The 18,309-nt window shown below is 69.7% G+C and carries 18 protein-coding genes; 1 reads left to right on the top strand and 17 read right to left on the bottom strand.

The features are described from left to right. Positions 1–107: 107 nt before the first annotated feature. From Q0581_RS10280 to coaBC, 3 genes are all read right to left on the bottom strand, one after another. The gene (locus tag Q0581_RS10280) at positions 108–467 is read right to left on the bottom strand and encodes a hypothetical protein (protein WP_298699971.1); all 360 of its coding nucleotides are present in this window, start codon (positions 465–467) and stop codon (positions 108–110) included. A 76-nt stretch (positions 468–543) separates the two neighbouring features. Then, the gene (gene dut / locus Q0581_RS10275) at positions 544–993 is read right to left on the bottom strand and encodes a dUTP diphosphatase (RefSeq protein WP_298699969.1); all 450 of its coding nucleotides are present in this window, start codon (positions 991–993) and stop codon (positions 544–546) included. Next, positions 994–2,223, bottom strand: a complete 1,230-nt coding sequence (gene coaBC / locus Q0581_RS10270) for a bifunctional phosphopantothenoylcysteine decarboxylase/phosphopantothenate--cysteine ligase CoaBC (RefSeq protein ID WP_298699973.1) — start codon at positions 2,221–2,223, stop codon at positions 994–996. A 124-nt stretch (positions 2,224–2,347) separates the two neighbouring features. On the opposite strand from coaBC, the gene Q0581_RS10265 reads away from it, so the two are divergent. Then, positions 2,348–2,851 carry an S-type pyocin family protein gene (locus tag Q0581_RS10265; RefSeq protein ID WP_298699967.1) on the top strand — a complete coding sequence of 168 codons (504 nt, stop codon included), beginning with the start codon at positions 2,348–2,350 and terminating at the stop codon, positions 2,849–2,851. Between the two features lie 7 nt (positions 2,852–2,858). Here Q0581_RS10265 and Q0581_RS10260 read toward each other — a convergent pair whose 3' ends face one another. From Q0581_RS10260 to Q0581_RS10195, 14 genes are all read right to left on the bottom strand, one after another. Continuing rightward, positions 2,859–3,272 (bottom strand): helix-turn-helix domain-containing protein, encoded by a 414-nt coding sequence (locus Q0581_RS10260; protein WP_298699966.1) that lies wholly within the window; start codon positions 3,270–3,272, stop codon positions 2,859–2,861. 111 nt (positions 3,273–3,383) lie between these two features. After that, entirely contained in the window at positions 3,384–4,961 is a 1,578-nt protein-coding gene (lnt, locus tag Q0581_RS10255; RefSeq protein WP_298699964.1) for an apolipoprotein N-acyltransferase, read from the bottom strand. Then, on the bottom strand, positions 4,958–5,410 hold the full coding sequence (gene ybeY, locus Q0581_RS10250) for an rRNA maturation RNase YbeY (protein WP_298699962.1): 453 nt from the start codon (positions 5,408–5,410) through the stop codon (positions 4,958–4,960). The genes lnt and ybeY overlap by 4 nt, the downstream gene beginning before the upstream one ends. 6 nt (positions 5,411–5,416) lie before the next feature. Next, positions 5,417–6,427 carry a PhoH family protein gene (locus Q0581_RS10245; protein ID WP_298699960.1) on the bottom strand — a complete coding sequence of 337 codons (1,011 nt, stop codon included), beginning with the start codon at positions 6,425–6,427 and terminating at the stop codon, positions 5,417–5,419. Next, positions 6,427–7,815 carry a tRNA (N6-isopentenyl adenosine(37)-C2)-methylthiotransferase MiaB gene (miaB, locus tag Q0581_RS10240; protein WP_298699958.1) on the bottom strand — a complete coding sequence of 463 codons (1,389 nt, stop codon included), beginning with the start codon at positions 7,813–7,815 and terminating at the stop codon, positions 6,427–6,429. The genes Q0581_RS10245 and miaB overlap by 1 nt, the downstream gene beginning before the upstream one ends. Before the next feature lie 55 nt (positions 7,816–7,870). Further along, complete coding sequence (locus tag Q0581_RS10235; RefSeq protein ID WP_298699956.1) at positions 7,871–8,350, bottom strand: Fur family transcriptional regulator; 480 nt, start codon at positions 8,348–8,350, stop codon at positions 7,871–7,873. Between the two features lie 29 nt (positions 8,351–8,379). Further along, entirely contained in the window at positions 8,380–8,805 is a 426-nt protein-coding gene (gene rimI, locus Q0581_RS10230) for a ribosomal protein S18-alanine N-acetyltransferase (protein ID WP_298699954.1), read from the bottom strand. Next, positions 8,802–9,470 carry a tRNA (adenosine(37)-N6)-threonylcarbamoyltransferase complex dimerization subunit type 1 TsaB gene (gene tsaB / locus Q0581_RS10225; protein WP_298699952.1) on the bottom strand — a complete coding sequence of 223 codons (669 nt, stop codon included), beginning with the start codon at positions 9,468–9,470 and terminating at the stop codon, positions 8,802–8,804. The genes rimI and tsaB overlap by 4 nt, the downstream gene beginning before the upstream one ends. A 19-nt stretch (positions 9,471–9,489) precedes the next feature. After that, positions 9,490–9,816 carry a helix-turn-helix transcriptional regulator gene (locus Q0581_RS10220; protein ID WP_298699950.1) on the bottom strand — a complete coding sequence of 109 codons (327 nt, stop codon included), beginning with the start codon at positions 9,814–9,816 and terminating at the stop codon, positions 9,490–9,492. Positions 9,817–9,942: 126 nt separating this feature from the next. Then, on the bottom strand, positions 9,943–10,530 hold the full coding sequence (locus tag Q0581_RS10215) for a helix-turn-helix transcriptional regulator (protein ID WP_298699949.1): 588 nt from the start codon (positions 10,528–10,530) through the stop codon (positions 9,943–9,945). Between the two features lie 68 nt (positions 10,531–10,598). Then, on the bottom strand, positions 10,599–11,156 hold the full coding sequence (locus tag Q0581_RS10210) for a NifU family protein (protein ID WP_298699947.1): 558 nt from the start codon (positions 11,154–11,156) through the stop codon (positions 10,599–10,601). A 210-nt stretch (positions 11,157–11,366) separates the two neighbouring features. Next, positions 11,367–11,831 carry a universal stress protein gene (locus Q0581_RS10205; protein WP_298699945.1) on the bottom strand — a complete coding sequence of 155 codons (465 nt, stop codon included), beginning with the start codon at positions 11,829–11,831 and terminating at the stop codon, positions 11,367–11,369. 22 nt (positions 11,832–11,853) lie between these two features. After that, the gene (locus Q0581_RS10200; protein ID WP_298699943.1) at positions 11,854–16,644 is read right to left on the bottom strand and encodes an NAD-glutamate dehydrogenase; all 4,791 of its coding nucleotides are present in this window, start codon (positions 16,642–16,644) and stop codon (positions 11,854–11,856) included. Positions 16,645–16,995: 351 nt separating this feature from the next. Further along, positions 16,996–18,189, bottom strand: coding sequence for an AI-2E family transporter (locus Q0581_RS10195; protein ID WP_298699941.1), 1,194 nt, complete (start codon positions 18,187–18,189; stop codon positions 16,996–16,998). Positions 18,190–18,309 lie beyond the last annotated feature (120 nt).

Here is an 18,309-nt window from a genome sequence, read left to right as displayed (position 1 = left end):
CACCTTGCCAAGGTGAGGGTCGGGCGTTCGAATCGCCTCGCCCGCTCCAGTCGAAGCATGAAAGGGCCGGTCGCAAGATCGGCCCTTTTGCTTGGAGCGCCCTCGCCTCAATGCGCGGGACTGTGCCGGTGGCCGCCAGTCAGCAGGCTGCGGATCAGGAAGAAGACCGCGATCACCACCGCATAGCCTAGGAACAGCGCCAGGGTCATCATCCAGAAGCCCAGCGTCAGCAGCGCCGGCAGGGCGAAATCGCCGCCATCCAGCACCGGGCGCACGGCGTTGACGATGTGATGCACCAGGGTCGCCCCCAGGGCCGTGGCCCACAGGCGGCTCCAGGCCGGCATCACCAGGGCGGCGATGACCGCGATCAGCAGGCCCGTCACCTGATTGACCCCGTCGAACCCGGCCTGGGTCAGGCCGAACAGCCCACCCACCAGGGCGCCGATCTGATCGAAAAACGCTTCCACGCCACACCTCCTTGAAAATGCGGGTCAAGCTTGACCGCGAAGAAGGGTTAACGCGGGTCTCCGAAGAAGGGTTGCGTCAGCGGCCGGTGGAGCCGAACCCCCCGGCCCCGCGCGCGGTGTCGTCCAGGGTCTCGACCTCGGCCACCGTAGCCTGTTCGTGCCGGGCGATGACCATCTGGGCGATGCGTTCGCCGCGCCGGATCACGAACGGCTCCTGGCCCAGATTGGCCAGGATCACCCCCACCTCGCCGCGATAGTCGCTGTCGATGGTGCCCGGGCTGTTCAGGCAGGTGATGCCGTGTTTCAGCGCCAGACCCGAACGGGGCCGCACCTGGGCCTCATAGCCCGGTTCCAGCGCGATCTTCAGGCCGGTGGGCACAAGCGCCCGCGCGCCCGGCGCCAGGGTCATCGGCGCATCCTCGGCCACGGCCGCGCGCAGATCCATGCCCGCGGACCCGACCGTCTCATAGGCCGGCAGAGCCAGGCCTTCGGAATGGGGCAGGCGCTGGAGACGCAGGGTGGTCATTCAAACCTCTCGGAAATGCTCGGCGATGCGGGCGGCCAGGGCGCGGGCCACGGCGGCCTTGGACTGGCGCGGCCAGGCGTCCTCGCGCCCGGAACGGTCGATCAGGGTCACGGCGTTGCCCTCGGCGCCGAACACATCGTCAGACACGTCATTGGCCACGATCCAGTCGCATCCCTTGCGCGACAGCTTGGCCCGAGCGTTGGCGATCAGGTTTTCGGTCTCGGCCGCGAAGCCGACCACCAGGGCCGGACGCTGCGGCCCCGGCGCCGACAGGCCGGCCAGGATGTCGGGGTTCTCGATCAACCGCAGGGTCGGCGGCCCGCCCGGCGCCTTCTTGATCTTGCCCGAGGCCACGCCGTCCACGCGCCAGTCGGCCACGGCGGCGGTCAGAACGGCGATGTCGGCCGGCAGGGCGGCCTGGACCGCCGCCTGCATGTCGCGCGCGCTTTCGACGGCGATGCGCGTCACACCGGGTGGGGCGGTCAGGGCGACCGGCCCGGACACCAGGGTCACCTCGGCCCCCAGCGCCGCCAGGGCGCCGGCGATGGCGTAACCCTGTTTGCCGCTGGACCGGTTGGTCAGGCCGCGCACCGGATCGACCGCCTCGAACGTCGGGCCGGCGGTGACCACCACGCGGCGCCCGCGCAGGGGTTGACCCGCGCCGCCCGCCAGCCGGCTTTCGATGGCGTCCAGGATGGCGGCCGGCTCGGCCATGCGGCCGGGGCCATATTCACCACAGGCCATCTCCCCCTCGTCTGGCCCGACCCAATGGAAGCCCGTGCCGCCCTCGAACCCGTCCAGTCGCGCGACATTGGCTACGACCGCCGGATGGCCCCACATGCGCACATTCATGGCCGGAGCCATCAGAACGGGCTTGTCGGTCGCCAGCAGGGTGGTCGACGCCAGATCGTCGGCCATGCCGTTGGCCGCCTTGGCGATCAGGCCGGCCGTCGCCGGCGCCACGACCACCAGATCGGCCCAGCGCGACAGTTCGATATGGCCCATGGCCGTTTCGTCGTCCGGCGCGAACAGGCTTTCGCGCACCGGATGGTTCGTCAGGGCCGCCAGCGACAGGGGGGTGACGAAGGCCGCCCCGCCGGCCGTCAGCACGGCCCGCACCTGGCCGCCCGCCTTGCGGATCAGCCGCACCAGCTCCAGCGCCTTATAGGCGGCGATGCCGCCGCCGACGATCAACAGGACCTTGCGGCCATCCAGCGCGCCCATACTCATGGCCATGGGTTTAACCGCCGCGCGTGTCAGCGTCGAGGCGCCGGAAAGGAACCCAACCAGGAACATTGCATGAACACCAAACCTGTGCCTAGATAACGTCGGTGGGTCAGTTCGGGAGGGTGACATGACCAAGGGAATTCTGGCGTCCGCGTTTGTTTCGATCCTGGTCCTGGCGGCCTGCGAACGGTCTTCGGCCGTTCAGACGCGCGACCGGGCGGCCGATGCCGGAACGGTCGAGGCGCCCCAGGCCCTGGCCGCAGTCACCGAGGCCGAACCTGCGGCGGAGGCCAGGCCCGCCGTCACCGCCAATCGCCGCGAAACGGTCGATGCCAAGATCGAGCGGCTGTACCGGCGCAACGGGGCCGATTTCGGCGCGCGGTCGCCCGAGGATTTCATGGCCAAGGTGCGGGCCTTCACCACCACGCCGCCGCGCGACGCCGAGACGGCGAAACGCCCCAACGGCGACACCCTGATCTATCAGGCCTCGACCAACACCTTTGCGGTCGTCGCCCGCGACGGCACGCCGCGCACCATGTTCAAGCCCGACGACGGCCCCGCCTATTGGGCCGAACAGAAGGAACGCGCGCCCACGTTCGGGCGGCGTCGCAACGGCGGCGATCAGGAATAGGCCGGTCTCAGTCGTCTTCGCCGGAGGCGCCGGCCATCTCGCGCACCATCTCCAGCACCAGCTTCTGCTTGCGCACCGGCAGCGCCGGAACCAGGCGGGCGATCTCTATGGTGTGGCGGGTGGCCGGAAAATCATGCTGGAACGCCGGGGCGTCGCCCTCGGCCATGCCGGGCTGGGCGTCCGCCAGGCCCTGGAAGAAATAGTCGATATCGACCTTGAAGAAGCGGGCGATGTCCCACAGCTTGGACGCCGAAATGCGATTGGCGCCCTTTTCGTATTTCTGAATCTGCTGGAAGGTCAGGCCCAGGGCCCGGCCCAGGTCGCTCTGGTTATAGCCCAGGCTGATCCGTTTTTCGCACACCCGGCGCCCGACATGGCGATCGACCGGATGGGGTCCGTTATCCCCGGCGCCTCTGGGCATCAGCGGTATCCCACCTGCTATTGCGATGACACAACGCTTGATGTGCGCGCGAACGCTCGTCCTGTCACGAAAAATCGCCTAAATATAGCAACGGTTGCCGATTCGGGGATCTTAACCGACGCCGCGCAACCGCCTCCACGGCGCCGCCGGCGCCAGGCCCAGAAGCGTCATCAGCCAGAACAGTCCGTCCCCGATCCGGCCATAAAGGGTGATCGCCGCCGGACGCGACAGGCGCGCGTCGATCACCCCGGACTGGCCCGACGCCAGCCGGTGACCGCCGACGATCCGACCCCACGGATCGATCAGGGCCGACACCCCCGTGGGCGTGGACCGCGCGATCGGCAGGCCGGTCTCGATGGCGCGATAGCTGGCCAGGTTCAGATGCTGGATGGGCCCCGAGGTCGCGCCGAACCAGGCGTCGTTCGAGATGTTGACGATCCAGTCGGGCCGCCCGGCCGACCCCGGGGTGAAGCCGGGATACAGGCCCTCGTAACAGATCAGCGGCTGCACGCGCGGTGCGCCCGGCACGTCGATGGGCGCGGGGCGGGGTCCGGCGCTGAAATCGGCCGGCACATGCACCAGACTGCGCACCCCCAGCGCGCTCATCATCCGACCCAGCGGCAGATATTCGCCGAACGGAACCAGCCGGTGCTTGTCATAGACGGCGGCGATGCGCAGGCCCGGCCCGCCCTCGTCGTTCAGCACGAACAGGCTGTTGAAATAGCGGGCGCCGCCCTCGGCCGACGCATCGGCCTGGCCCCGGCTGAGGCCCATGATCAGGCTCTGGCCCGGCTGCATGGCGCGCGACAGGGCGACCGCCTCGGCCGAACCTTCGCCCAGGAAATCGGCGGCGGTCACCGGCAGGGCGCCCTCTGGCCAGATGACGATGTCGGGTCGTTCCGCCCCCGGCTGAACCGTCAGGGCCAGATAGCGATCAACGATGGATCGATAAGCGTCGGGCGACCATTTGTAGTCCTGGTCGATGTCGGCCTGGACGATGCGGATCAGGGTGTCTGTCGGCTGAACCTTCGCCTGATGCAGACGCACCATGCCGCCCGCGACCAGCAGGATCAGAGCCCCTGCGCCCACGCCCGCCGCGATCAGGCGCGGGCGACGCTCGCCCGCGACCGCCAGAGGCCCGAACGCCGAAACCGCCGCCACGGTGACCAGGCTCAGACCATAAACCCCCGCCACGGCCGCGAACTGCGATCCCGCCGACCCGGCCTTCCAGGCCGCGCCCGCCGGGTTCCACGGAAAGCCGGTCAGCACATGGCCGCGCAGCCATTCCATCAGGCCGAACAGGACAGTGAAGACCAGCACCCGCGCCATCCCTGGGGGAGCAAACCGGCGATACAGCGCCGCCGCCGCCGCCCAGAACAGGCCCAGCCCCATGGGCAGCAGGCTGGCCGCGAAGGGCGCCATCCACGCCTGGGCCGGATTGACCAGAAACGCCTCGGCCACCCACCAGCAGCCGATCAGGAAATAGGCGAACCCCGCCAGCCACCCCATCCAGGCGGCGCCTCGCACCGTGCCCGACCGCTCGGCCAGCAGCATCAGCAGGGGGTATCCCAACAGCCCCGGCAACACCCCGAACGGCGGATGCGCCAACGCTGTCGCCGCCCCGGCCGCCAGCGCCAGGCCGATGCGCGACCACCGCGCCGTCAACCCTTGCTCGAACCGTCCGCTCATCGTTCACCTGCATAGGGGTCGGCCACGCCCAGGGTCGCCAGTATGGCGCGCTCCTCGGCCTCCATCGCCTCGGCCTCGGCGTCGTCCTCATGGTCCCGGCCCAGCAGGTGCAGAACGCCGTGCACGACCAGATGGCTCAGATGATCGGCGATGGTCTTCCCCTGTTCCGCCGCCTCGGCCGCGCACACCCCATAGGCCAGCACCAGGTCGCCCCGATGCGGCCGCGCCGTCTCGGGCGCCGGAAACGACAGCACATTGGTCGGCCGGTCCTTGCCCCGGAACCGGGCGTTCAGATCCTGAACCGCCGCATCATCAGTCAGCAGCACAACCACCGCCCCGCCCGCGTCGTGCAAGGCCGCGGCGGCCGCAGCGACGACCCGCGCCTCGACCTCAGGAACGATCTCCCAGGCGTCGTCCTCGATCTCGATTTCTATGACGGGCGCGGTCACCGGCGATCAGTCCGCGTCTTCCAGGTCGGGCGCGGGGCGGCGCTGGGCGGCGTCGGCGTCATAGGCGCGCACGATCCGTTCGACCATGGCGTGACGCACCACGTCCTCGGCCCTGAACGTCTCGATCCCCACGCCCTTGACCCCGTCCAGGATGCGCAACGCATGGGCCAGGCCGGAATCGCGCGGGTTCAGCAGATCGACCTGCGACGGATCGCCGGTCACCACCATGCGCGAGCCTTCGCCGATGCGAGTCAGCACCATCTTCATCTGCAGGCGCGAGGTGTTCTGGGCCTCGTCCACGATGATGAAGGCGTGGCTGAGCGTCCGTCCGCGCATGAAGGCGATGGGGGCGGCCTCGATCTCGCCCTTGTCGCGGCGGCGGCGCACCTCGTCCGGCCCCAGGATGTCGTCCAGCGCCTGCCAGATCGGCGCCAGATAAGGGTCGACCTTCTCGTTCAGATCACCGGGCAGGAAGCCCAGCTTCTCGCCCGCCTCGACCGCCGGGCGAGTGACGACCAGCCGGTCCACCTGGCCACGCCGCAGCAGGGACGCGCCATAGGCCGCCGCCAGAAAGGTCTTGCCCGTGCCCGCCGGGCCGACGCCGAAGCTCAGTTCGCACCGCGCCAGGGTCTCCAGATAGCGCGCCTGGGCCGCCGTCTTGGGCACGATGGCGCCGCGCCGTCCGACCGGCAGGGCCACCGATCCGGCCGGGGTTTCGGCCACCGGCGCATCGGCGCGGGCGGCGGGCATGGCCCGGCCCATGACGGCGCCCAGGGCGGCGCGGACGTCGGCCTCGGTCACCTCGGCGCCCATGGCGGCGCGCGAGGCCAGGTCTTCGATCACCCGCCGCGCCTGGCCGCGATCGCGCGCCGAGCCGTTGACCGAGACCCCCGCGCCGGGCTGTTCGATCAGCACCTTGAAGGCGTCCTCGACCAGGGCGATGTGGCGGCTGGCCGGGCCGACCACGGCCGCCAGTTCGACCGCGTTCAGCGGGATGAAGTCGGTGTCACGCGCCATCAGGCGGCCGCCTCGGCCGGGGCCGCCAGGACGCCGGTCAGACTGTTCTGCTGTCCGCTGAGGATCGTCACCGGCACGATCCGGCCGATCAGGTGACGGGCGTCCTCGACATGCACCGACTGCAGATAGGGCGAGCGGCCGATGGCCTGCTGGCGATGACGGCCGATCTTTTCGAACAGCACCGGCAGGGTCTTGCCCGCCTGGCTTTCGTTGAAGGCGACCTGCTGCTGAATCAACTGTTGCTGCAGGGCGTGCAGGCGCGCCTTGGCGACGTCGGTCGGAACCTGGACCGCCATGGTTGCGGCGGGCGTGCCGGGGCGCGGCGAATAGATGAAGGAGAAGGCGCTGGCGTAGTTCACCCGCGCCACCAGATCCATGGTGTCCTCGAAATCGCGGTCGGTCTCGCCGGGGAAGCCGACGATGAAGTCACCCGACATGGCCATGTCCGGCCGGGCCTGACGGATGCGGTCGATCAGCTCGAAATATTTCGTCCGGCCGTGCTTGCGGTTCATCAGCCGCAGAATGCGGTCAGACCCCGACTGAACCGGCAGGTGCAGATAGGGCATCAGGGCGTCCAGATCGCCATGGGCGGCGATCAGTTCGTCCGACATGTCGTTGGGATGGCTGGTCGTATAGCGGATGCGGTCGATGCCCGGAATCTCGGCCAGGGCATAGGCCAGCCGCGCTAGGGTCGACGGCTTTCCGTCCGGCCCTTCGCCGTCATAGGCGTTGACGTTCTGGCCCAGCAGGGTCAGCTCGCGCACCCCCTTGTCGGCCAGGGCGCGCGCCTCGGCCAGCACCGCCGCCACCGGCCGCGACCATTCGGCCCCGCGCGTATAGGGCACGACGCAGAAGGTGCAGAATTTGTCGCAACCCTCCTGCACGGTCAGGAAGGCGGTCACCCCGTCCACGCCACGGGCCGCCGGCAGGGCGTCGAACTTGTCGACCGGGGCGAAGTCGGCGCCGATGCGCTCGCCCCGTCCGCGCGCGGTGCGCGTCAGCAGCTCCGGCAGCTGGTGATAGGCCTGGGGCCCGACCACCAGATCGACCGCCGGCTGGCGGCGCATGATCTCTTCCCCCTCGGCCTGGGCCACGCAGCCGGCCACGGCGATGGTCATGGCGCCGCCGCGGGCGTCCTTCAGCTCGCGCATCTTGCCCAGTTCGGAATAGACCTTCTCGGCGGCCTTCTCGCGGATGTGGCAGGTGTTCAGGATCACGAAGTCGGCGTCTTCGGCCGTATCGGTCGGCGCATAGCCCAGCGGGCGCAGGACATCGGCCATGCGCTCGGAATCATAGACGTTCATCTGACAGCCGTAGGTCTTGATGAACAGGCGCTTGGTCGCGGCGCCGGCCGTCGTGTCGGCGGCGTGGTCCTGAGTCTGGGTCATGGGCGATCTTTTAATGCGCCCGCGCCCGTCGCGCCACTTGCCGTCGCCAGAGGCTTCAACCGGTCGGACCCGCGTCGTCCTCTTTGCGATGGCGGCGATAGATCAGGCCCTCGCGCTCGCCCGGCTCGGCGCCGGGGATGGCATGGCCGTAAAGCTCCAGCTTGTGCCCCACCAATTCGAAGCCCAGCCGTTTGGCGATCTCGGTCTTCAGCCGTTCGATCTCGGCGTCGAAGAATTCGATGACCTCGCCGGTCTTGGTGTCGATCAGGTGATCGTGGTGGTCGTCGCCGGCCTCTTCATAGCGGCTGCGCCCGTCGCCGAAGTCGTGCTTCTCGACCACGCCGGCCTCTTCGAACAGGCGCACGGTGCGATAGACGGTGGCGATCGAGATGTGCGGGTCGATCGACGAGGCGCGGCGATACAGCTCCTCGACGTCGGGATGATCCTCGGCCGCCGACAGAACCCGCGCGATCACGCGCCGTTGTTCGGTCATGCGCATGCCGCGCTCGGCGCACAGTTGTTCGATCCGGTCCATGGGTCGCAAGGATAGGCCGCGTCCCCCGCCTAGGGAAGCCCGCAAAGGTCGCGCGCCAGCATCAGGGCGTCGATCCGTCCGCCCCCGGACGACGGATAATAGCCGCGTCGCCGACCGACCTCGGAGAAGCCGCAGCGGGCGTAAAGGGCGCGGGCGGCGGCGTTGTCCTCGGCCACCTCCAGGAACAGGCGCGCGGCGCCCTGGCCGGCGGCGCGACCGGCGGCGGCCTGCACCAGTCGGGCGCCCCCCCCCTGCCGACGCGCCTCGGGCCGCACGGCCAGGGTCAGGATCTCGGCCTCGTCGGCCACGACGCGGATCAGGATGAAGCCGTCCTCATCCCCCTCGGCGAAGACGCCCGGCTGGGCCAGCAGTTCGGCGATGGCGGCCGCGCTCCACGGCGCCGCAAAGGCCGTGGCGTGCAGATCGGCCAGGGCCTGGGCCGTGAACTCGCTCATGTCGTCGTGCGCGGCGCGCCAGGGCGGCGGGTCGGCGGCTTGGCGTCCGGCGCCCGCAGATAGATCGGCCGGGGCGGGAAGGCGTGGGGATCGGCGGCGAGGGTCAGTTGCGCCAGCGCCGACAGGTCCGGCGCCGCCAAGGGCAGAATGTCAGGCCTGTCCAGGCCTTCGCCCACCAGGGGGGCGCCCGACCCCACCAGGCGCAGGCCCGGCCCCTGATCCGCCGCCAGGGCGCGCGCCTGATCCAGGTTTAGGGCCTCGGCCGGGCCTTGGGCCGCCCCGTCGCGATAAAGCCGCGCATAGACCTGGCTCCGCCGCGCGTCGATGGCCGCCATCACCGCGCCGTCCGCCGCGACCGACGCGGCCAGGGCGTCCAGGCTGGAAATCCCGATCACCGGCCGGTCCAGGGCCGCGCCCAGCCCTTGCGCGAACGCCAGACCCACCCGCAGGCCGGTGAAGGATCCCGGCCCGGCGGTGACGCCGATGCGATCCACCGTGTCGAAGCCGACGCCCGCCGCCTGCATCAGATCGCGCACCAGGCCGGCGATCCGCTCCATCCCGCCCTGCTCCATCGGCCGCGCCAGCGTCGCCACGGCGGCCTCGCCGTCAAACAGCCCCGCCTGGCAGGCGTTCAGGGCGGTGTCGATGACCAGAAACCGGCTCACGCCCTCGCCTCCGCTGCCGTCAGGCGGCCAGGGCCTGCACCAGTTGAACCAGCGCACGGCGCACCGGCGCCTCTTGTATGCGGGCAAAGGCCGCCAGCATGCCGCGCGCTTCGCGGTTCAGAGGCGGGGCGTCCCTGTCGTGCGATGGGGGCTCGGCGGGGTCTGGAAAGAAATCGGCCACCGGCGCCCCCAGGACCCCGGCGATGCGATGCAGGCGCGAGGCCGAGACACGGTTCAGGCCGGACTCGTATTTCTGAAGCTGCTGAAAGCTGACGCCCACCGCGGTCGCCAGCCGCGCCTGCGACCAGCCCAGGGCGGCCCGACGAGACGCGATCCGAGCGCCCACGGCGCGATCCACGCCATCGGCGCCTCTTGTTGCGCCCCTGGTCATCAAGCCGTCCCCCGACTGCCTTTGCTTCGTCGCCGGGCCTATCTACAATGAAACGCTTTTGATGGCAATATTTATGTTTCATCAGGCGTCAAAGCGTCCCACCACGGCGGACAGGGCGGCTATGCGATCCACAGAAACACTTTCGCTGTCGCCCACGCCTGACAACAATGAAACATTCGCGTCCGTACGGCCGCCATACAGTCGCACCAGCCGGCGTCCGTCCGCCATCTGCACCAGACAGCCCTGGCCTTCGCGCGGCGGCTGTCCGGGGCGATAGGCGATGGTCACCCCTGCGGCCGCCCAGGGCGCCATCTCGTTCGTCGTCAGCACCATCAGGCGAACATCGGCCGGCAAGGCCGGGCCGCGAAAGGCCGCACCAGTTGATTCCACACCGGGAGCGCGCTGCGGCGATGAAACGCTTACGTCTGCTTCCGGCTCCAGCTTCAGCATCAAGGCTTCGGGCGTGGCGTCCAGGGCGCCGGTCAGGCGGCGCTGGATGTCCGGCCGGAACAGGCCCGACCGGCGGCCGGATTCATACAGGCCCCAGCCCTGACTGGTCATGCCGATGCGGGCGCCGGCCTCGGCCTGGCTCAGTCCTTTTTCGCGGCGCAACTCGGCCAGGGCGTCGCCCAGGCGGCGGACATCATCGTCTGTGGTGAAGCGGACCATGGCCCATCATGACCCAAGCCGCCGATGTGCGCGAGGACAAATCCGTTTCAGCCCGCCGTTTCAGGCCGTCACAGGGTCTGTTCGACCCGCTCCACCTCGGGGACATAGTGGCGCATCATCTGCTCGACCCCGGCCTTCAGGGTGGCGGACGACGATGGACAGCCGGCGCAGGCGCCGCGCATCTGCAGATACAGGGTTCCGGTCGCCTCCTCGAAGCGGTCGAACAGGATGTCGCCGCCGTCCTGGGCCACGGCGGGGCGGATGCGGCTGTCCAGCAGCGCCTTGATCTCGGCCACGATCTCGCTGTCGTCCTCGGCGGCCGCCGCTTCCACCGCCACGACATCGACCAGGGGCGCGCCAGAGGCGAAATGGTCCATGATGGCGGTCAGGACGGCCGGCTTCATCTCGGCCCACGACGGCCCTTCGGCCAGGCGCGTGACGGACACGGCCGCGGCCCCAAAGAAGACCCCCGCCACTCCGTCGATGGCGAACAGCGCCCGCGCCAGGGGCGAGGCCGCCGCCGCCTCTTCGTTCGGATAGTCCAGCGGCCCCTCGGCCGACACCAGCCGGTCGGGCGTGAACATCACGACGTTCGGGTTCGGGGTGTCTTCGGTCTGGATGAACATGGCCGTCAGATGCGCTCTGGAGGCCCGAGGCGCAACCGTCTCCCTCCCCTTTATGGGGAGGGTGGCGCGCCAGCGCCGGGTGGGAAAGTCTGCCCGCGTCGCCCCACCCGTCTGTCGCTTCGCGCCATCCACCCTCCCCACTTCGGGGGAGGGAGAATTTTTCGCGCTCAAGCAGCGAGGCTCCGCGAGCCTAGCGTTAGCGCAACAAGATCAGGCCAGATCCTCGATGTCCTTCTCGGTCAGCTCGCCCGGCACGATGGTGACCGGCAGCTTGCGCCCGCCGAAGGCCGCGCCGTGCTTCAGGACGGCCGACACCAGCGGCCCCGGCCCACGCGCGCCCCCGGCGGCGGCCAGGACCATGATCTTGATGTCGGGATCATCGCCCACGACTTTGCGGATCGCCTCGACCGGCTCGCCCTCCTCGATCAGGAACAGGGCCTGGGCGCCCGATCGCTCGGCCGCCTCCTGGCCCAGTCGCGACAGCAGGGCCTCGGCCTCGTCGCGCTGCTGGCGCTCGATCTCTTCGCGCACGCCGGACCAGTGCTGGTCCGTGCCGGGCGGAATGACCCGCAGCAGGGCCACCCGACCGCCGGTCGAGCGGGCGCGGCGGCAGGCATAGCGCAGGGCCGCGTCGAACTCCGGGCTGTCGTCGACGACGACCAGGAATTTTCTCACGGCCCCGCCCATATGCGCGCCCTTATCCGACCAGGGACGCCAAGGCGCGGATGGCGCCGTTGGCGATGGTCAGCTTGGCGAAGGTCCAGCCCGCGCCCGAGGCCTCGATCTCGTCGACCGAGGCGCGGATGGCCTCGACCTCGGCCAGGCGCGGCCCGATCCAGGCATCGACGGCGGTTTCGGCCGCCGCCTCGCTGGCCCCCGCCGCGACGCTGGTGGAGGCGGCCACCGCGCGGGTGAGGTCGCGTTGCTCGGTCATCAGATCCTCGATCAGGCGGCGCACCGCCAGCCGGTCGAAATGATCGCCCGAGGACACGCGGCCCGCCGCCGACCGCAGACGGTCGAAGTCGAAGGCGGCGCCGACCTGGTGGTACAGCATGGCCATCGACGGTTCGTCCCAGCCCGCCTCGCGCGCCAGATCGCCGATGTCGGCGGTGGCCACCAAGGGCCGCAGCATGGCGAAGTCGCGGGCCAGATCGGCCGGGGCGCCCAGGGCTTCGAACGCCTGGACCCGCTCGTCCAGCCGCGCGGCCTCATAACGGCTCAGCACCCCGCCGCCGGCGGCGCGCAGGGCGTCCGCCGCCGGGCGATAGGCGCCGATCAGCCCGTCCACCGTCGCCCCGTCACGGGCCGCGCGCTTGGACAGCCAATAGGTCTGGCGCCGCAGCACGGTGGCGATCTCGGCGTACAGGGCCATCTGGGCCTCGGCCGGGATCTTCAGGTCCAGGGCCGAGACGGCGTCCCAGGCCTCGTCCAGACGGAACACCTGGCGCGCCGCCTCAAAGGCCACGGTCATGGCCCCGGTGTCCACCTGGGCCGACAGGCGCAGGCGTTCGGGGAAGGTGGCGCCGCACATGTTGACGATCTCGTTCGACAGCACGGTCGAGATGATCTCGCGCTTCAGACGATGCCGCTCCATGTCGGTCTCGTACTTCGCCAGCGGACCGGGGAAATAGCGCACCAGGGTGCGGTGGAAGAAGGGATCATCCGGCGCCGTCGTGGCCACGATGTCGTCGAACAGCTCCAGCTTGGAATAGGCGGTCAGCACCGCCAGTTCGGGTCGGGTCAGCGCCTGGGCCGAAGCCTTCATCTCGGCCAGCTTCAGATCGTCGGGCAGCCCTTCGACCTTGCGGTCCAGTTTGCCCTTGGCCCCCAGCCACTGCATGAACCGCTGCTGGGCGTCCAGGGCGCCGGGCCCTTCGGCCTGTTGCAGGCTGAGCGCCAGGGTCTGGTCATAGTTGTGGGCCAGGACCTTCAGGCCGACTTCGTCGGTCATGGAGGCCAGAAGCGCATTGCGGTCCGCGGCCTTCAGCGAGCCGGCGGCGATGGCGGCGCCGGTCAGGATCTTGATGTTGACCTCGTGGTCCGAGCTGTCGACGCCGGCCGAGTTGTCGATGGCGTCGGTGTTGATGCGCACGCCGTTGCGCGCGGCCTCGATGCGGCCCGCCTGGGTCATGCCCAGGTTGGCCCCTTCGCCCACCACCTGGGCCCGCAGTTCGGCGCCGTCGATTCGGATGGCGTCATTGCCCTTGTCGCCAGCCTGGGCGTTGGTCTCGTTCGCGGCCTTCACATAGGTGCCGATGCCGCCGAAATACAGCAGCTCGGCCTCGGCCCGCAGGATGGCCTGCATCAGGGTCGCCGGATCGACCGAGGCGGCCTCGATGCCCAGCAGTGCCTGGATTTCCGGCGTCAGGTCGATCGACTTGGACGCGCGCGGGAAGACGCCGCCGCCGGCCGAGATCAGCGCCTTGTCATAGTCCTGCCAGGACGAGCGCGGCAGTTCGAACAGGCGTTTGCGCTCGGCCCACGACGTGGCCGGGTCCGGGTTGGGGTCGATGAAGATGTCGCGGTGGTCGAAGGCGGCGACCAGCTTGGTCGCCTGACTGAGCAGCATGCCGTTGCCGAACACGTCGCCCGACATGTCGCCGACGCCGACCACGGTGAAGGGTTCGGACTGGATGTCCTTGCCCATTTCGCGGAAGTGGCGCTTGACCGCCTCCCACGCCCCGCGGGCGGTGATGCCCATGACCTTGTGGTCATAGCCGACCGATCCGCCGGACGCGAAGGCGTCGTCCAGCCAGAAGCCGTAGTTCGCCGAAATGCCGTTGGCGATGTCCGAGAAGGTGGCCGTGCCCTTGTCGGCGGCCACGACCAGATAGGGATCGTCCCCTTCCCAGCGCACGACGCGTTCGGGCGGGATCACCGACCCGTCGGCGCCGATGTTGTCGGTGACGTCCAGCATGCCCGACAGGAAGGTGCGATAAGCGCGGATCGCCTCGGCCTGGATGGCGTCGCGATCGCCGCCGCGCGGCAGGCATTTGGGATAGAAGCCGCCCTTGGACCCGACCGGCACGATGACGGCGTTCTTGACCTGCTGCGCCTTGACCAGGCCCAGCACCTCGGTGCGGAAGTCGTCGCGGCGGTCGGACCAGCGCAGCCCCCCGCGCGCCACCGGGCCGAAGCGCAGGTGCGCCCCCTCGATGTGCGGCGCCCAGACGAATATCTCGCGGAACGGCTTGGGCAACGGCAGGTCGTCCAGCTCGCGCGAGGCGATCTTGATCGAGATGTGCGGCTTGAAGCCGCCGTCGGCCGTGGTCTGATAGAAGTTGGTGCGCTTGATCGCCTGGATCAGCAGCATCAGGCGGCGCAGCACCCGGTCGTGGTCCAGCGCCTTGACGCCCTGCAGCAGGGCCAGACCCTTGTCGACCAGTTCGGCGGTCGCCGCCTCGCGGTCCGCCACGCCGGCATCGGGATCGAATTTGGCCGCGAACAGCGACAGCAGCACCCGCGCCATGTCGGGATAGTCGCGCAGGGCTTCTTCCTGAACCGCCTGGCTGGGGTCCAGGCCCGTCTGCTGACGGTAACGGGCCAGGGTGCGCACCAGGGCGGCCTGACGCCAGTCGACGCCCAGCTCAAGCACCAGGCGATTGAAGCCGTCGCTTTCGGTGCGGCCGTCCCAGACGGCGCCGAAGGCGGCCTCGAACGGCCCCTGGATGTCGCCGAAGGTCAGAAGATCGCCGCGCGGGTCTTCCAGCAGGAATTCATGGACATGGATTTCCGCGTCGCCGGTGGGACGGATGGCGTGGCCCCATTCCTCCAGCGTCTTCAGACCCATGTCGGCCAGGATCGGCAGCACGTCCGACAGGGGCACGGCCGACCCGCGCCGGTACAGCTTGAACCGGAATTGCAGAGGGCTGTCGTCCGCCGTGCGGAAGGCGCGCACGGCCACCGGCTCGCCGCCGTCCTTCTGGCCCGTGGCGTTCAGCCGGTCGATCGACAGGAAGTCGCGCACCGCCTCGGCCGCGTCATAGCGGTCGCGATAGCCGGCGCCGAAGGCTTCGGCCCATTTGGCGCTGGTCGGCCCGACCGCCACCTCATCGACGTCGGCGTCGCGCAGGGCGCTCTCGAACCGGTCGACCCAGCCGCGCCCCGCCTCGGCCACGCGGGCCTCCAGCGCGACGGGATCGGGGGTCGGATGGTTCCCCGCCTCGACGCCGATGATGTAGTGGATGCGCACCAGCGGCTGGTCCGACAGCTGCGGATACCAGGCCGAGACGCGCCCGCCCCAGGCCTCGGCCAGGATGCGGCCGATGCGCTGGCGCACCGACACGTCGTAGCGTTCGCGCGGCACATAGACCAGGACCGAGGCGAAGCGGTCGAATGGGTCCACCCGCGTGAACAGGCGGATGCGCGGCCGATCGTACAGGTGCAGCACGCTAAGCGCGATGGACAGCAGCTCGTCCTCGCTGATCTGGAACAGCTCGTCCCGGGGATAGTTCTCCAGGATGTTCTTCAGCCGCTTTTCATTGTGGCTGCCCGGCGCCTTGCCCGCGCGCTTCAGGGCGTTGGACACCTTGCGCCGCACCAGCGGCACCTCGGACGCGGCGCGGTCATAGGCCTCGGCCGTGAACAGGCCGACGAAGCGGGTTTCGCCCGACGGCTTGCCGTCCGGCCCGTACCGCTTGACCCCGATGTAATCCATATAGGCGCGGCGATGAACGCGCGAGCGGGCGTTGGCCTTGGCCACGGTGACCGGATCGCCCAGGTCCAGCTGGCGCTTCATCTGTTTGGTCAGCACGGCGGGTTCGCTGGCCCGGCGCAGCACGGTGCGGTTCGGGTCGCGCAGGACGCCCAGACCCTCGCTGGCCTGCGACAGCGGCGCCTCGGCCTCATAGCCGCCGTCCTTCGTGCGCGGGTATTCATAATCGCGCGCGCCCAGGAAGACGAAATGATCGCCCTTGAGCCAGCGCAGGAACTCGGCCTGTTCCTTGACCACTTCGGCGTCAACGGTTGACGCCGAGGACTCCAACTGGGCCACCGACCGCTTCATCAGCTCGACCATGGCCTGATAGTCGGCCACGGCGGCGCGCACGTCGCCCAGCGCCGCCGACAGGCCTTCGCCCAGGGCGTCGCGACGTTCCTGCGGCAGGGGGTCGATCACCACCAGGATGACGGATTCCTGGCCGCCCGCCTCGGGCGTCACCGGGTGGAACAGGGCGCGCACGGTCACGCCGGCGTCGGCCAGCTCGCCCATCACGCTGTCGACCAAGAAGGGGCTGTCGTCCTGGATGATCTGGACCAGGTCATAGGCGCCGCGTCCGGCGCCGGCGCTGAGCGGACGCACGGTGATCTGAGCGGGGGCGCCGCAGGGGCGCGCCTCGGCCGCGGCCCAGGCCTCGGCCAGCAGGGCGGCGAAGGCTTCGACGTCCAGTTCGGGCGTCTCGTCGGCGGCGTAGTCCTCGTGCGCCTGGGCGGCGAACAGGCCTTGGCGGTCGTCCAGGGCCTTCTGGCCCAGCGTCCGCGCCATCGTCATCCTCAGCGACTCCAGATCAACGCTCTGGGGCGGGACGGGGCGCGGGTCAGCGGCGGACATGATGTGCAGGCTCTTCAGACACGGCGCGACGTCGCCGCCCTTGCTGACTAGGCCAGAGCAACGATCCGGGGAAGCCGGAAAAGCCATGTGACCGGCGTTCACCTGCGCCACGGCGGCGCGAGCGACGCCAGAAACGACAAGGCCGCCGGGCGCGGGGCGCTCGGCGGCCTGGCGGGCCGGCCTCAGGAGGGGAGGGGAAGCCGGCGCTCGCTGAACGGGGGGCCGTGGGGGGAGGGGGAGGCCCGCGCCGTCTGAACAAGAGATAGGGCGCCCGTCGCCCGCTTCAAGACGTCACGATGACGACGAACCCTTGCGGGGCCGCGACACGGCGCCGCGCCCCTTGGCCGGGGGTTTGGCGGGGGCCTTGGCAGGCGTCTTGGGCGCCGGCTTCGCCTCGGTCCGCACGCCCTTGATGGGATCAGCGTCAGCATAGGGTTCGCCGTCGCCCGACAGCAGGATGGCCATCCAGCGCGACCCCTTGAACTCGGCCAGCACGGCCATGGCCATGACCGCCAGCGGCGTGGACAGGAACATGCCCACCACGCCCCAGATCTTGCCCCAGAAGGCCAGGGCCAGCAGCACCACCACCGGGTCGATGTTCTGATTGTCGCCCTGCATGCGCGGCTGGATCAGATTGCCGCTGATGAACAATATGGCCTGTAGTCCGACCAGCAGGATCAGAGCGGGCCAATAGGTCGGGAACTGCACCAGGGCGAACAGCGGCGGCGCCAGGCCGGCCACCGCGCCGCCCAGCACCGGAATGAAGCCGACGATGAAGATGACGAAGGTCCAGAACTCGGCGTTCTGAAGCCCCACCACCCGCATCAGCACCCAGGCGGCGGCGCAGATCATGACCCCGGTCACCGTCTGAACCCACAGATAGCCCTCGACTCCGCCGCGCACGCGCTGGAACACCTCCATGGCCTCGGAGCGGTTGTCGCGGTTGGGGAACATGCCGACGATCTTGCGACGGAACCCGGCCTGGGACGCCAGCAGGAACCCCAGATAGACCATGACGAAGAAGGCGCCGGACATGATGCCCTGGGCTTGGAAGGCCAGCTGGGTCAGATAGCCCCTCAGATCGATGCCGGCGATAAGCTCGGCCGCTGTCGGCGGCGTCTCCATGCCGATCAGACGCGAGAGGTCTCTCAGAACCTGGTCCAGCCTCGGGCCGATGTTGGCGCTGACGCCGGACGCATCGGTGAAGAAGCCCGCCGCCCCATCGACGATGATCCAGATCGAGGCGATGAAGCCGGCCAGCACGACCAGCAGGGCCGCGATCCCCGCCCAGCGAGGACTCAGTCCCGCGCGCGCCTCGATCGAGCGCTTCACCCCGTCGATCATGATCATCAGGAAGATGGCCATGGCCAGGGGCGTCAGAATGTCCCGCAGCCAGTAGACGGCGGCCCCGCCCGCCACCACGGCGATCAGCACCAGGGCGTTGCGGGCGACGGTCGAGGTCGGGACGGCGATGGCGGGTTTCATGGCTGACGTTGTCAGCGCCCGTTTCGGTTCCGTCAATCGCCCGCAAACACAGACGAAACCGGGCGCATCGCGCGGTTGCCGGAACATCCGGCGATGAACAGCGCTTCATCGGGCCGCCGG

It is taken from the genome of uncultured Brevundimonas sp., from assembly GCF_937863155.1.
Lineage (GTDB): Bacteria > Pseudomonadota > Alphaproteobacteria > Caulobacterales > Caulobacteraceae > Brevundimonas.
Note: the sequence above shows the minus strand (reverse complement) of the source record. Positions and strands in the feature narration are given on the sequence as shown.

Bases quoted from the DNA above. Each gene is read 5' to 3' on its own strand.
- dut (WP_298699969.1), bottom strand. From the start codon at position 993: ATGACCACCCTGCGTCTCCAGCGCCTGCCCCATTCCGAAGGCCTGGCT.
- coaBC (WP_298699973.1), bottom strand. From the start codon at position 2,223: ATGAGTATGGGCGCGCTGGATGGCCGCAAGGTCCTGTTGATCGTCGGC.
- Q0581_RS10265 (WP_298699967.1), top strand. From the start codon at position 2,348: ATGACCAAGGGAATTCTGGCGTCCGCGTTTGTTTCGATCCTGGTCCTG.
- Q0581_RS10260 (WP_298699966.1), bottom strand. From the start codon at position 3,272: ATGCCCAGAGGCGCCGGGGATAACGGACCCCATCCGGTCGATCGCCAT.
- lnt (WP_298699964.1), bottom strand. From the start codon at position 4,961: ATGAGCGGACGGTTCGAGCAAGGGTTGACGGCGCGGTGGTCGCGCATC.
- Q0581_RS10245 (WP_298699960.1), bottom strand. From the start codon at position 6,427: ATGGCGCGTGACACCGACTTCATCCCGCTGAACGCGGTCGAACTGGCG.
- miaB (WP_298699958.1), bottom strand. From the start codon at position 7,815: ATGACCCAGACTCAGGACCACGCCGCCGACACGACGGCCGGCGCCGCG.
- Q0581_RS10235 (WP_298699956.1), bottom strand. From the start codon at position 8,350: ATGGACCGGATCGAACAACTGTGCGCCGAGCGCGGCATGCGCATGACC.
- rimI (WP_298699954.1), bottom strand. From the start codon at position 8,805: ATGAGCGAGTTCACGGCCCAGGCCCTGGCCGATCTGCACGCCACGGCC.
- Q0581_RS10215 (WP_298699949.1), bottom strand. From the start codon at position 10,530: ATGGTCCGCTTCACCACAGACGATGATGTCCGCCGCCTGGGCGACGCC.
- Q0581_RS10210 (WP_298699947.1), bottom strand. From the start codon at position 11,156: ATGTTCATCCAGACCGAAGACACCCCGAACCCGAACGTCGTGATGTTC.
- Q0581_RS10200 (WP_298699943.1), bottom strand. From the start codon at position 16,644: ATGACGATGGCGCGGACGCTGGGCCAGAAGGCCCTGGACGACCGCCAA.
- Q0581_RS10195 (WP_298699941.1), bottom strand. From the start codon at position 18,189: ATGAAACCCGCCATCGCCGTCCCGACCTCGACCGTCGCCCGCAACGCC.